Source organism: Mycobacterium sp. NGS59, assembly GCF_059812345.1.
Window position 1 is genome coordinate 1 of record NZ_JCALCN010000002.1, and the last position, 12,725, is coordinate 12,725.

13 protein-coding genes are annotated in these 12,725 nt (G+C 68.6%); 6 read left to right on the top strand and 7 right to left on the bottom strand.

Annotated features, from left to right (window positions below; all coding sequences use genetic code 11):
- Both AC5Y46_RS02515 and AC5Y46_RS02520 read right to left on the bottom strand, forming a co-directional pair.
- A partial coding sequence (locus tag AC5Y46_RS02515; RefSeq protein WP_499989980.1) for a PE family protein occupies window positions 1–1,063 on the bottom strand: 1,063 nt, incomplete at its 3' end.
- A gap of 72 nt (window positions 1,064–1,135) precedes the next feature.
- Complete coding sequence (locus AC5Y46_RS02520; RefSeq protein WP_499989981.1) at window positions 1,136–2,938, bottom strand: hypothetical protein; 1,803 nt, start codon at window positions 2,936–2,938, stop codon at window positions 1,136–1,138.
- Between AC5Y46_RS02520 and AC5Y46_RS02525 the strand changes: the two genes are divergently transcribed.
- A complete protein-coding gene (locus AC5Y46_RS02525) occupies window positions 2,904–3,836 on the top strand; it encodes an NAD-dependent epimerase/dehydratase family protein (protein WP_499989982.1) in 933 nt (310 codons plus the stop codon). The genes AC5Y46_RS02520 and AC5Y46_RS02525 overlap by 35 nt on opposite strands.
- Before the next feature lie 35 nt (window positions 3,837–3,871).
- Here AC5Y46_RS02525 and AC5Y46_RS02530 read toward each other — a convergent pair whose 3' ends face one another.
- The 4 genes from AC5Y46_RS02530 to AC5Y46_RS02545 are packed head-to-tail and all read right to left on the bottom strand — an operon-like array spanning window position 3,872 to window position 6,746.
- Window positions 3,872–4,234, bottom strand: coding sequence for a DUF2304 domain-containing protein (locus AC5Y46_RS02530; RefSeq protein WP_499943284.1), 363 nt, complete (start codon window positions 4,232–4,234; stop codon window positions 3,872–3,874).
- Window positions 4,231–4,926 carry a polyprenyl-phospho-N-acetylgalactosaminyl synthase PpgS gene (gene ppgS / locus AC5Y46_RS02535; protein ID WP_499989983.1) on the bottom strand — a complete coding sequence of 232 codons (696 nt, stop codon included), beginning with the start codon at window positions 4,924–4,926 and terminating at the stop codon, window positions 4,231–4,233. The genes AC5Y46_RS02530 and ppgS overlap by 4 nt, the downstream gene beginning before the upstream one ends.
- Before the next feature lie 35 nt (window positions 4,927–4,961).
- Entirely contained in the window at window positions 4,962–6,227 is a 1,266-nt protein-coding gene (locus tag AC5Y46_RS02540; RefSeq protein ID WP_499943282.1) for a hypothetical protein, read from the bottom strand.
- A 30-nt stretch (window positions 6,228–6,257) separates the two neighbouring features.
- Window positions 6,258–6,746 carry an inorganic diphosphatase gene (locus AC5Y46_RS02545; RefSeq protein WP_499943281.1) on the bottom strand — a complete coding sequence of 163 codons (489 nt, stop codon included), beginning with the start codon at window positions 6,744–6,746 and terminating at the stop codon, window positions 6,258–6,260.
- Between the two features lie 91 nt (window positions 6,747–6,837).
- Here AC5Y46_RS02545 and dacB point away from each other — a divergent pair, with 91 nt between their 5' ends.
- From dacB to hpt, 4 genes are read left to right on the top strand one after another with little or no spacing between them, the layout of a single operon-like run.
- Complete coding sequence (gene dacB, locus AC5Y46_RS02550) at window positions 6,838–8,226, top strand: D-alanyl-D-alanine carboxypeptidase/D-alanyl-D-alanine endopeptidase (RefSeq protein WP_499989984.1); 1,389 nt, start codon at window positions 6,838–6,840, stop codon at window positions 8,224–8,226.
- A 29-nt stretch (window positions 8,227–8,255) separates the two neighbouring features.
- Entirely contained in the window at window positions 8,256–9,275 is a 1,020-nt protein-coding gene (locus AC5Y46_RS02555) for a zinc-dependent metalloprotease (protein ID WP_499990259.1), read from the top strand.
- On the top strand, window positions 9,254–10,213 hold the full coding sequence (gene tilS, locus AC5Y46_RS02560) for a tRNA lysidine(34) synthetase TilS (RefSeq protein WP_499989985.1): 960 nt from the start codon (window positions 9,254–9,256) through the stop codon (window positions 10,211–10,213). The genes AC5Y46_RS02555 and tilS overlap by 22 nt, the downstream gene beginning before the upstream one ends.
- Window positions 10,210–10,827: a hypoxanthine phosphoribosyltransferase gene (gene hpt, locus AC5Y46_RS02565; protein WP_499989986.1), complete on the top strand. Its 618-nt coding sequence runs from the start codon at window positions 10,210–10,212 to the stop codon at window positions 10,825–10,827. The genes tilS and hpt overlap by 4 nt, the downstream gene beginning before the upstream one ends.
- A gap of 2 nt (window positions 10,828–10,829) precedes the next feature.
- Here the strand turns inward: hpt and AC5Y46_RS02570 are convergent, their stop codons facing one another.
- The gene (locus AC5Y46_RS02570) at window positions 10,830–11,570 is read right to left on the bottom strand and encodes an SIMPL domain-containing protein (protein WP_499989987.1); all 741 of its coding nucleotides are present in this window, start codon (window positions 11,568–11,570) and stop codon (window positions 10,830–10,832) included.
- Window positions 11,571–12,423: 853 nt separating this feature from the next.
- Between AC5Y46_RS02570 and AC5Y46_RS02575 the strand changes: the two genes are divergently transcribed.
- Window positions 12,424–12,723, top strand: a complete 300-nt coding sequence (locus AC5Y46_RS02575; protein ID WP_499943276.1) for a PE family protein — start codon at window positions 12,424–12,426, stop codon at window positions 12,721–12,723.
- Window positions 12,724–12,725 lie beyond the last annotated feature (2 nt).

Here is a 12,725-nt window from a genome sequence, read left to right on the forward strand (position 1 = left end):
CGCCACCGTCGCCGAACAGCCCGGCATTGCCACCGGCCCCGCCCTGCGAACCCAGGCTGGTGCTGGTGCTGACCCCGCCCATGCCACCCCAGCCGCCGTCACCGAGCAGCCATCCCCCACGCCCGCCGAGACCGCCGTTGCCACCGGTGAAACTGCCGGATCCGCCGAGGCCGTTCGCGGCGCCGCCGACCCCGCCGTGGCCACCGCCGCCCATCAGACCGGCGTTGCCGCCGTTGCCGCCGTCGCCGCCCCCCGCCGAGACGGTGGCGTGGCCGCCATTTCCACCGTCACCGGCATCACCGCTCAGCCATCCGCCGTGGCCGCCGTCACCCCCGCGGCCACCGGCACTACCGGGGGTCAAGGTCGCTGTGCCAGCTCCGCCTTCCCCGCCGTAGCCCCCGTTGCCCCACATTCCGGCCGGCCCGCCCGCCCCGCCGGCACCACCGACGAGGTTGATCCCGAAGCCTTGTCCGCCCGCCCCGCCCATGCCGCCGTCGCCGAACAGCCAGCCGCCGCGTCCACCGGCACCACCGGCCATCCCGCCGAGTCCGCCCTTGCCACCGATCCCGCCATTACCGATCAGGCCGGCATCGCCGCCGGCGCCGCCGGCCTGATTAGTCCCGCCCGCCGCGCCGTTGCCGCCGTTGCCGTACAGGAATCCGCCGGCACCTCCGGCGCCGCCGGGCGTCGTCGCGTCGGTGCCGTTACCGATCAGCGGACGGCCCAGCAGCGTCTGGGTGGGTGTGTTGATCAGGTCGACAACCGGTTGCAGCGGACCGACGTTGAGGGCCTCGGCGGCCGCGTACGCCCCGGCTCCGGCCGTGAGCGTCTGCACGAACTGCTGGTGCAACGCCGCGACGTGCGCGCTCACGGCCTGGTATTGCTGCGCGTACCCGCCGAACAGCGCGGTCAGCGCGGCCGAGATTTCGTCGGCTCCGGCCGCCAACACCGTTGAAGTGGGAAGGGCCGCAACAAGATTCGCCGCGCGGAGCGATTCCCCGATGCCGGCCAGGTCTGTCGCCGCCGACGCCAGGTACTCCGGGGCCGCTGTCAGATAGGACATCGTCGTCCTCCCGCCGTTAGGGGAAACTCAGCTTATCGCCGTGACGGCTCCGCAGGTCGATGTTCAGGCAGATCAGGTGGGGGCCAGGAAACCCACCGGTCCCGACGCCAGGCACAGCGCAAGGGCGGCGGTGCTGGCCTGCACCGTGATCGCGTCTCCGGCGCCCGGCAACCGGACATAGACTCGGTTGAGTCCGGGATGCACCGGAACCTTCACCTCGGGGCCCTCGGAGAGAGCCAGCATCATCGAGCCGTCGGTGTTCGCCAAGTAGTTCAGTTCGACGGTCCAGTCGGCCGGCAGCAGCGGACCATCCAGGATCAGGCGGGCCGGCTGGTCAGGAGCGGCGAAGTAACCACATTGCTCGACGGGCCCAGGTCTGATCGTCCGCACCCAGGTCACCCGCGCGTCGACGAGTTGGCCCTTGCTGTTCAGCATCCGCAACGCCGTTGTCGCCGAAGCGAATTCAGGCCGGTCACGAAGCAGAGCGAACAGGTGGCTGGCCAGGTTCTCCGGCCACGCCACCCGCTGCAGGACCAGCGGGTCGGCTTCCTGATCCAGCAGCGGCACAGTCGGATTCGCGCTTGCCAGACCGTTACGGGCGTTCTTCAGATACGGTTCGGCGGGGTTGTCCCGCCACGCCGTCCGGAATGTTGCCGTCGAATACAGGCTGCTCGCCAGAAAAGACAGTGCCACAACGGATGTCGTCGCGGTGCGTAGCCGGGACGAGTCCAGCCACCCAGCCGATTCGCGGTTGGGCGCGGTCAACGCGATCGCGGACAGCAATGTGAGTACCACCACGAGGTCGGGGAAATACCGCAGCGTTTGTGCCAGTTCGAGTGCGGTGAACCGCGAGGACCGCATCAGGTAGATCGGCACCTGGCAGGCCACGGCGTACCCGGCCGCGCTGAGCCACACGGGCCCTATGCGCCGCTTGCGGATCAGCGAAACCGCCAGCACGCCAACCAAAGTCAGCCAGCCCAGCGTCATCACCAACGGACCCGGGGTGGCCCATGGGGAGGCCGGCGCCCACCGCGCCCAATCCCAGGGTCCGCCAGCCAGACCCGGCACGATGCCGTGGGTGATCGAGCGACGCAGCAGCGCCCACGTCATCGTCAGATCCGAACTCCAGCGCCGCTGGTCGACCACCGACAAGTAGAGGGTCACCCAACCGGCGGTCAGTGCCAGCGACGCCACCCACAGCCGACGCCCCTCGCGCCAAACGGCGCGCACCGGGCTCGGCTCACCCGCGACGTGACACAGCAGGGCGACCACTGCGAAGGCCACGAACGGGATCACCGCGGCTTTCTCGAAGAACAGCAGCCCGCCGAGATAGGCCAGCGCGGCGGTGACCGCGTAGCGCTGACGACCGGTGCGGATGAGCAACACGGCGTCCCCGCACACCCAGGCCAGCGCAGCCAGCATCGGCAGCGAGTTCAGTGCCGCCGCCCACCACGCGAATCCCGGCAGACCCAGCGGCGTGAACAGTGCGAACGTCAACGGCAGCAACAACACCGGCCGCCAGCCCAGGATCAGATACAGCGTGCGCAGCAACGCCAGGGACGCCAGCAGTTGCAGCACCACCAGGCTGACCGCCGGGCCGGTCCAGTCCAGCGGCGCCAGTCGGATGATCGCCCCGGCCACCAGGAACGCACCCGGCATCACGTGCCCGTCGTGGTCGTCGAACAGGTAGGACGGGGACAGCAGATCCTGGGTGCCGGCCCGGCCGATGAGAATCAGGTCGTCCCAGTAGAAATATCCGCCGAACGCCAGCACCGCGCGAATGCCCAACTGCACCGCGATCAACACCGCTGCCGCCGTCGCCACTCTGTATGGTGGGCCGGTGCGCGCACTGGTCACCGGGGCAGCCGGTTTCATCGGGTCGACGCTAGTCGACCGTCTCGTCGCCGACGGCCACACGGTGGTGAGCCTGGACAACTTCGCGACCGGCCGCGCAACCAACCTCGAGCACCTCGCCGACAACCCGGCGCACGTCTTCGTCGAGGCCGACATCGTGACCGCGGACCTGGACGCCGTCCTCGATGAACACCGCCCGGAGGTGGTATTCCACCTGGCCGCACAGATCGACGTGCGGCACTCGGTGGCAGACCCGCAGTTCGACGCGTCGGTCAACGTGATCGGCACCATCCGGCTGGCCGAGGCGGCGCGGCACGCGCAGGTGCGCAAGGTCGTGCACACCTCCTCGGGCGGATCGATCTACGGGGTGCCGCCGGTGTATCCGACGCCCGAGACGGTGCCCACCGATCCGGCTTCGCCATACGCCGCGGGAAAGGTGGCCGGTGAGATCTACCTGAACACCTTCCGGCATCTGTACGGTCTGGACTGTTCGCATATCGCGCCCGCCAATGTCTACGGCCCGCGTCAAGATCCGCACGGTGAGGCCGGAGTGGTGGCGATCTTCGCGCAGGCATTGCTGGAGGGCAGGCCCACCAAGGTGTTCGGTGACGGCTCCAACACACGCGACTACGTGTTCGTCGACGACGTCGTCGACGCCTTCGTCAAGGCGTCCGGAACGGCGGGCGGCGGGCAACGCTTCAACGTCGGCACCGGCATCGAAACGTCCGACCGGCAACTGCACACGGCGGTCGCGGCGTCCGTCGGCGGCCCCGACGACCCGGAGTTCCATCCGCCGCGGCTGGGTGACCTGAAGCGCTCGTGTCTTGACATCGGTTTGGCGGCAAGGGTTTTGGGCTGGCGACCACAGGTCGAGTTGGCAGAGGGCGTGCGCCGGACGGTGGACTATTTCCGCCACTAGAACTGCGCGAGCAGACGCAGAATCGCACAAAATCGCTAGCGATTATGCGATTCTGCGTCTGCTCGCGGAGGGAGTTGCGCGCCTTCCAGGGCGATGGCCCGGGCCAGCCGCGCGTAGCGCAACTCCAGGTCCTTGAACCGCATGTAGGTGCTCAACGTCGTGAAGCTGAACGCCATGATCAGCCCGTAGAGCATCAGGTCGGTGCCGCGATTCACGCCGAACCAGTGCGCGACCACCGTGGTGTCGTCCGGCCGCAACACCGCGTAGATACCGAGCAGCACGAACAGGACGTAGCCCACCTTCACCCAGGCGCGTGCCCGAGCGCTGCGGCGCGACCGCAACAGAAAGATCAGCAGGGCGATGATCGAACCGATCAGCAGCACCTTGATCCAGTTCATCGCCTGATCCTTCCCCGCAGAAACCCGTCGAAGATGATGTTGACGCCGTTGAGCAGCGGCTGGCCCTTCGACTTCGAGTAGTCGGTGTAGAGCACCTCGACGGGCTCTTCGGCCACCCGCCAACGGTTTTCGGCGATCATCATGACGATCTCGGTGGCGTGGCTCATCCCACTCATGGTGATGTTCATCCCGTCGGCGACGGTCTTGTTGAACACCCGCAGACCGTTGTTGGTGTCGGTCAGACCAAGCCGCCGGCCGCGTCTGCTGAGCCGGGCCGCGGTCTGCAGCACGATCCGCTTCAGCAACGGAGGCCGGCTGGCGACGGCTTGGCCGAACCTGGTCCCGATCACGACGTCGACGTCGCCGCGTCGGAGCCGGTCGATCATCCTGGCCACGTCCTTCACCCGGTGCTGACCGTCGGCGTCGAAGGTCGCGAACACCGCGGCCCCGGGCTGCGCGCGGGCGTACTCGATACCGGTCTGCAGCGCCGCGCCCTGCCCGAGGTTGATGGGATGGCGCACCAGATGCGCCCCGGCCTGCCGGGCTATCGCGCCGCTGCCGTCGGAGCTGCAGTCGTCCACGCAGACGACGTTGTCGAAAACCGATCTCAGGTCGGCGATCACCTCGCCGATGACCTGGCCTTCGTTGAAGTCCGGGACGACGATCCAGACGTCATGTGTTTCGGAGCCCATTTCAAGCCACAACGTACACGCCGAGCAGGTCGCGATCAGTCGCCCGCGCGTGCGGCACGCCCGAGGGCGAACAGGTGGACGCCGATACCCACCAACGGTCCGCACAGCAGGGCGACCACGGTGCGGGTCTGCAGCGCTATCGGCAGCATCAACAGCAACGCCGCGGCCACCGTCGCGCCGACCCAGCCCACCGAATACGCGCGATGCAGGGCTGCGGCCACGGTCGCGGAGCCGGTGAGTGTCAACAGCGCGATCGCCACCGCGGCGGCCGTCAGCCATGCCAGCAGCGCACTGGAGGCCTGATACTGCGCGCCGAACGCGGAGCGCAGCAGCCATGGCCCCACCAGCCCGGCCAGCAGCACCCCCAGCCCACCGACGCCGGCCACCAGCAGCACTGGCGAGATCAGCGCGCGCAACCGGTGGCCGCGTTCGTCGACGAAGTGCGCTATCAGGTTGCCCTGCATCGCCGTGAGCGGCACCAGCAACGGCGCGCGGGTCAACGTCACTGCCAGGATGACGACGCCGCCCTGCGCGCCCAGTTCGGCGGACGTCACCTTCAGCAGCACCGGGAAGCCCATCACCAGGATGGCGCTGGCCCCCGCGGCCGTGATCGAGTGCGCGGTGCCGCGCAGAAACGCAGCCATAGTGCCAGGTGTCAGCAGCCGCGCGGTCGCGCGCGCCGTCGGCGACGAAACCAGGATGATGAGCCAGGACACCGAGCCGGCGACGGTCGCCCACAGGAACCCGACCAGACCCCAGCCGAGCACGAAGGTCGCGGCGGCGACCGTGACCCGGATGACGGCGTCGGTGACCATCAGCGTCCCGTAGTGACCCCACCGGTTGGTGCCGGCCAGCATGCCCTGCAACGTCGAATGCAGGCAGAACCCGGCCAGTCCGACGCTGAGCAGTCCGACCGACAACCAGCGCGCCTCGACGAACACCCGCCCGCTCCACAACGGGGAACTGCCCGCGATCAGCACGGCCGAGCTCAAGCCGACCAGGGCGGCGACGCGCAGCGGATGGGTGCGAGGGTGCTCGGGCAGTACGTCGACGTACTGCATCGCCCGCACCTCGCGCGTGGTTTCCTGCAACAGACCCGAAGCAGCGCCGGTGACCAGGCCGAAGGCGCCCCAGAACACCGCGAATACCGAGAAACCGCTCGGCGCCAGGTTGCGTGCCGCCAGGTACACCACGGCGTAGCCGCACAGCGCGGTGACCGCGGTGGCGGTGCCGACCCGCGCGACACTGCCGCGGGTGACCGGCCCCGCCGACACTGCGGGGGGACCCGCGCCGTCCGTCACCGTGGCGACACTAGCGGTCGACGGATCGCGTCAGTGCCCGGTGGTCTTGAACCGCTCCACCGAACGCTGCACCTCGGCCTCGGCCTCCGCCCGGCCCACCCAGTCGGCGGCATTGACGTACTTGCCCGGCTCCAGGTCCTTGTAGTGCACGAAGAAGTGCTTGATCGCCTCGAGCTCGTGCTCTGGAACGTCGCCGATGTCCTGGATGTGATCCCACCGCTTGTCGCCGGCCGGCACGCACAGCACCTTGTCGTCGCCGCCGGCCTCGTCGACCATCCGGAACATTCCCACCGGCCGGACCTCCACCAGCACGCCCGGGAACAGCGGCTGCGGCAGCAGCACCAGCGCGTCCAGCGGGTCGCCATCCTCGCCCAGGGTGTCCTCGATGAATCCGTAGTCGGTCGGGTAGGCCATCGGGGTATAGAGGTAGCGGTCCAGACGCACGCGGCCGGTCTCGTGATCGACCTCGTATTTGTTGCGCTGGCCCTTCGGTATTTCGATGGTGACGTCGAATTGCACGGCTACACAGTAGTCGAGCAGGTGCGGCGGCATTGCCGTGCGGCCGGTTCGGCAGAATGGGACCCGAGAAGACAGGAGATCGCAGGTTTCCATGGGTCCCAGACGCTGGCGCAAGACCACCCACGTGCTCGTCGGGTTGGCGGTCGTTGCGTTCGTCGCCGCCGTGGTGGCCGCCGCGGTGCTGTTCACCGCGGGCGGGCACGGCACCAGCGGGGCGCGGTCCCCCGTTCCGCCGCCGCGGCCGCCGACGGTCAAACCAGGGGTCAGCGCGGTGGCCGACAACGCCGAGACGCCCAGCGCGACGGGCGTGGCGGCGGCGCTGGCGCCGGCCGCGGCCGACCCCAATCTGGGCCGGCTCGGCGGCCGGGTCACCGACGCGATCACCAGCAAGGAACTGTGGCGGCAACTCGACGACGTGCCGATGGTGCCGGCCTCGGTCAACAAGGTCCTGACCGCCGCGGCGGCCCTGCTCACCCTGGACCGGCAGGCCCGCATCAGCACCCGGGTGGTGGCGGCCGGCCAAAGCCCGCAGGGTCCGGTCGTGTTGGTAGGCGCCGGGGATCCGACGTTGTCGGCCGCACCTCCGGGCGTCGATACCTGGTATCGCGGCGCGGCGCGGATCAACGACCTGGTCGAACAGATACACCGAAGCGGGGTGACGCCGACCGCGGTGCAGGTGGACATCTCGGCGTTCAGCGGTCCCACCCTGGCGCCGGGCTGGGATCCCGCCGACGTCGACAACGGCGATGTCGCCCCGATGGAAGCCGCGATGATCGACGCCGGGCGCATCCAGCCCACCACGGTCAACTCGCGGCGCTCCAAGACTCCGGCCCTGGACGCCGGCCGGGAGCTGGCCAGCGCGCTGGGCCTGGATCCGGCCGCGGTGTCGCTGGCCTCGGCGCCGTCGGCGGCCCGCCAACTGGCCGTGGTGCAATCGGCCCCGCTGATCCAGCGGCTCAGTCAGATGATGAACGCTTCGGACAACGTGATGGCCGAATGCATCGGTCGGGAAGTGGCCGCCGCCATCAACCGGCCGCGCAGTTTCACCGGCGCCGTCGACGCGGTGACCAGCAGACTCAACACCGCGCACGTCGACACAGCCGGTACCGCGCTGGTCGATTCCAGCGGTCTGTCCGTCGACAACCGATTGACGGCGCGCACCCTCGACGGCGTGATGCAGGCCGCGGCGGGGCCGGATCAGCCGTCGCTGCGGGCACTGCTGGATCTGCTCCCGATCGCCGGGGGCAGCGGCACGCTGGGTGAACGCTTCCTCGACCGCTCCACCGACCAGGGGCCCGCCGGCTGGCTGCGGGCCAAGACGGGTTCGCTCACCGCCGTCAACTCCCTGGTCGGAGTGCTCACCGACGCCAGCGGGCGGGTGCTCACCTTCGCGTTCATCTCCAACGACGCCGGCCCCAACGGCCGCAACGCGATCGACGCGCTGGCCACTCGGCTCTGGTTCTGTGGGTGCGTGACGTGAGCCCGTCCGCATCCTCTGCCGAATTGACCATGGGCGACGCGGTCGACTGGCGGTTCGCCGCCACCGTGGGGGAGAAGCTGGCCCGCGGGGGGCCGGTCACCTCCGAATACACCCGGTCGCAGGTGGCCGATCAGTTGCTGCGGTCCGCCGAGCAGGCCGAACCGCCGGTGCGCGACGTCACCGGACTAATCACCGACGGCGCGGTGCCGCCGGCCCGGGTCGTGGACCGGCCGCAGTGGATCCGGGCGGCTGCCGAGTCGATGCGGCTGATGACCAAGGGCGGCGACAAGCCGCGCGGCTTCCTCACCGGGCGGCTCACCGGCGCCCAGACCGGCGCGGTGCTGGCGTTCGTGTCGTCGGGAATCCTGGGCCAGTACGATCCGTTCGGCTCCGACGGCGGAACCTTGCTGCTGGTGTATCCGAACGTCATCGCCGTCGAACGCCAGCTCAAGGTCGATCCGTCCGACTTCCGGCTGTGGGTGTGCCTGCACGAGGTCACCCACCGGGTGCAGTTCACCGCCAACCCCTGGATCGCCGGCTACATGTCCGATTCGCTGGCCTTGCTGACCCGGGAACCCGCCGAAGACATCCGTCAGGTCGCCGGTCGGCTCGCCGAATTCGTCCGGACCCGTGGCGCCGAGGAGGACGACTCCGACGCCACCGGGGTTCTGGGCCTGGTGCGCGCCGTGCAGTCCGAGCCGCAACGCCGAGCGCTGGATCAGTTGTTGGTGCTGGGGACGTTGTTGGAAGGACACGCCGAGCATGTGATGGACGCGGTCGGGCCGATGGTGGTTCCTTCGGTCGCCATGATCCGGCAGCGGTTCGACGAGCGTCGGCAGCGTAAACAACCGCCGCTGCAACGGGTGTTGCGCGCACTGCTGGGTCTGGACGCGAAGCTCAAGCAGTACACCCGCGGCAAGGCGTTCGTCGACACCGTGGTGGACCGGGTCGGCATGCAGCGCTTCAACACCATCTGGACGGGGCCCGAGACGTTGCCCCTGCCCGCCGAGATCGAACATCCGCAGCGATGGATCGATCGGGTGCTGTAGCCCAGTTGCGCAGGGCTGCAACTGATTTCGCGCAGGACCATCTGGTCTCCGATGACCGCTGGTGCGTCGGGCTGTCCGGCGGTCCGGATTCGTTGGCGCTCACCGCCGTTGCCGCAACGTTGCGCCCGACCACGGCGCTGATCGTCGACCACGGGCTGCAGTCCGGATCCGCCGCGGTCGCCGAAACCGCACGGACGCAAGCCCTTTCGCTTGGGTGTGTGGATGTTCGGGTGCTTCGTGTCCAGGTCGGTGCCGGCGGCGGCCCGGAAGCCGCGGCCCGGGCCGCCCGCTACCACGCGTTGGACAGTCACCGGGACGGCCCGGTGCTGTTGGCGCACACGCTCGACGACCAGGCCGAGACGGTCCTGCTGGGGTTGGGCCGCGGTTCCGGGGCCCGGTCCATCGCCGGGATGCGCGCCTACGATCCGCCGTGGTGCCGGCCGCTGCTGGCGGTGCGCCGCGAGGTCACCCACGCCGCGTGCCGGGAACTGGGCCTGACCCCCTGGCAGGACCCGCACAACGACGACCGCCGCTTCACCCGGGTCCGGCTGCGCACCGAGGTGCTGCCCTTGTTGGAGGACGTACTCGGCGGCGGGGTCGCCGCGGCGCTGGCCCGTACGGCGACCGCGCTGCGCGAGGACACCGAGCTGATCGACGCGATCGCCGCCGAGTCGCTGCGCATGGTCGCCGCCGGATCGGGACTGGACACCGGCACGCTGCGCGCGCTGCCCGACCCGGTGCGGCGGCGGGTGATCCGCGGTTGGCTGCTCGCCGGCGGGGCAATCGGACTCACGGACAAGCAGATTCGCGGAGTGGACAAGCTGGTCACCGCCTGGCGCGGCCAGGGCGGGGTGGCGGTCGGGTCCGAGCTGCGCGGTCAGCGCCTGGTCGCCGGGCGGCACGACGGTGTCCTCACGCTGCGACAGGAGGCGATTTGACGGCTGCGTTGGTCGATCACAGCCGGGCGTGGCAGGCTGTGCACGTGACGGCGGAGCTGTACCCGGGCGATATCAAGTCGGTGCTGCTCACCCAGGAGCAGATCCAGACCCGCATCGCCGAACTCGGGGCGCAGATCGGGGACGACTACCGCGATCTGGCGGCCGAGACCGGTCATGATCTGCTGTTGATCACCGTGCTCAAGGGCGCCGTGCTGTTCGTCACCGACCTGGCCCGCGCGATCCCGCTGCCCACCCAGTTCGAATTCATGGCGGTCAGTTCCTACGGTTCCTCGACGTCGTCGTCGGGCGTGGTGCGCATCCTCAAAGACCTCGACCGCGACATCCACGACCGCGACGTGCTGATCGTCGAGGACGTCGTCGACTCAGGCTTGACGCTGTCGTGGCTGCTGCGCAACCTGACCAGCCGGCATCCTCGCTCGCTGCGGGTGTGCACGCTGTTGCGCAAGCCCGACGCGGTGGGCGCCAACGTCGACATCGCCTACGTCGGCTTCGACATCCCCAACGACTTCGTCGTCGGCTACGGACTGGATTACGACGAGCGCTACCGTGACCTGTCCTATATCGGGACGCTGGACCCCCGGGTCTACCAGTAGCTCTAGATCAGCTCCCAGACCGCGGTCACCGAGAAGTTCACCGTCTGCTGGCCGGGTTCCAGCGGCACCAGCGCCGCGCGGGGGGCCGGAGCTCCGGTGGGCGGCGGCATCGATCCCGTGGCTTCGGAGATGGACAGCACCTTGCCGAGGCTGAGACCGGAGAGCTGCGCGTACTGCTGAGCCCGGTTCTTGGCGTCGTCGAAGGCACGTGCCCGCGCATCCTTCACCAGCTGCGAATCATCGGCGATCGAGTAGTTGACCGAGCCGATCCGGGTGGCGTCACCACCGGTGCCGACGACGACCGCCAGCAGTTTCGACGCCGAATCAGCCGGGTGGATCTTGATCTCGACGGAGTTCTCGGCACGGTAGCCGTTGATGGTCGGGGGCCCGCCCGGCTCGGACGAGTTGTATTGCGGCTGCAAGGTGACTCCCGTGGTGCGGATGTCCTTGCGGTCCAGCCCGGCGGTCGCCAACGCGTCGATCACCGCCCGCTGGCGGTCACCGGTCTGGTTCATCGCCGTGGTGACGTCTGCTGCGGTGAACTCGATCGTCACCTCGGCCGTCAACGTGTCCGGGACGCCCTGGACCTGTCCGGAACCGTTGACGGTGACCTGGCGTGGGTTGAGTCCAGGGGTGGGCGCGGCGGTCTGTGCATCGCACGAAGGCAGGGTCGCCACCGCCAGGGCTGCGGCGGCAGCCACGATCGACCTGCGGAATCGGGTGGAGGTAGTCCGAACGGGCATGTCTGGGACCCTAGCGGCTCGAACCGCTGAAATTGATCGACGCCCTTCGTCCGCCATTGCGACATCATTTGTTTACCCGCCATTCAACTGAGTTGTTTCCGGTCAAATGTCGTCGTGTGACTAGGGTGTGCGGAGCGCCCGAAAAGTGACGTAAGTAACTCCCAGCAAACAGTTGCGGAGTCGATCAGTGGTTGCCGTGCGGTGCGGCGTATCGGCTGGCCGGGTGGGTGAACACGCCTACCCGCCAGCCTTGATTTGTGCTTGATAGGCAAGCGGAACCGTCGGTGGGCGGCGCTCGCGCCGAGTTCGGGTCGCTCGGCGCAGCCGGTTGCGCCGGCCGGCCGGCAATCGGATCGTCGGCACCCCCGGCTCTGACAACGTGCGGTATGTCGACTGTGAAAACCATTAGGGTACAGAGCATTTGAGGGAGCTACGCCAATCGCATTGCACCTTCGAATTCGTCTGCCGGGCAAGGATCGGCGAATCCTGCGGAGGGCATCCGTGCGCGATTCACCCCCGGGGGGCACTCGAATCGGCACCGCCCTCGGTCGCGGCCCCGTCGCCGCGGGATAGACCGCGACCCTACCGGCCGACGGCACGATGGGGCGCGGGTTCATATGAGACTCATGCCATAGCCGACTCATATGTTATTCAAATGTGTCCGCGCCGGAACCCGCCGATTCGCTGCAGCAAATGAATAGTTACTGACTTAGCAGTGAACATGCTGCCCGGAAGCTGTTTTGTTGCTGAGTGCCTGGCTTAACGTGGCGGAGGATCGACTCAGCGCCGAGTTTCGTCACCGTCATGAGTCGCTAAACGCAGTTTTGCAACGTGAATTTGAGGGAGGACTCAAATGTCGATCGTCTTCGCCGAGCCGGAGGTGCTGGCTGGCGCCTCGGGGGAGTTGATGTCGATCTTTTCGACCCATCGCGCCGGTAATTCCGCCGCCGCGGGCCCCACGACTTCGGTTGTTCCGGCCGCATCGGACCTGGTGTCGGCCATCATGGCCAACCACTTCGTCAACCACGCCAACCTCTTCCAGGCCATCAGTGCTCAGGCTGCGGTGGTCCAGGAGCAGTTGGCGACCACGCTGGGTATCAGTGGTGCTTCCTACGGCATCACCGAATCCGCCAACGCCGCCGCGGTCGCGTAGGG

Bases quoted from the DNA above. Each gene is read 5' to 3' on its own strand.
- AC5Y46_RS02520 (WP_499989981.1), bottom strand. From the start codon at position 2,938: ATGAAACCGGCTGCCCCGGTGACCAGTGCGCGCACCGGCCCACCATAC.
- AC5Y46_RS02530 (WP_499943284.1), bottom strand. From the start codon at position 4,234: ATGAACTGGATCAAGGTGCTGCTGATCGGTTCGATCATCGCCCTGCTG.
- ppgS (WP_499989983.1), bottom strand. From the start codon at position 4,926: ATGGGCTCCGAAACACATGACGTCTGGATCGTCGTCCCGGACTTCAAC.
- dacB (WP_499989984.1), top strand. From the start codon at position 6,838: ATGGGTCCCAGACGCTGGCGCAAGACCACCCACGTGCTCGTCGGGTTG.
- AC5Y46_RS02555 (WP_499990259.1), top strand. From the start codon at position 8,256: ATGGGCGACGCGGTCGACTGGCGGTTCGCCGCCACCGTGGGGGAGAAG.
- tilS (WP_499989985.1), top strand. From the start codon at position 9,254: ATGGATCGATCGGGTGCTGTAGCCCAGTTGCGCAGGGCTGCAACTGAT.
- AC5Y46_RS02570 (WP_499989987.1), bottom strand. From the start codon at position 11,570: ATGCCCGTTCGGACTACCTCCACCCGATTCCGCAGGTCGATCGTGGCT.
- AC5Y46_RS02575 (WP_499943276.1), top strand. From the start codon at position 12,424: ATGTCGATCGTCTTCGCCGAGCCGGAGGTGCTGGCTGGCGCCTCGGGG.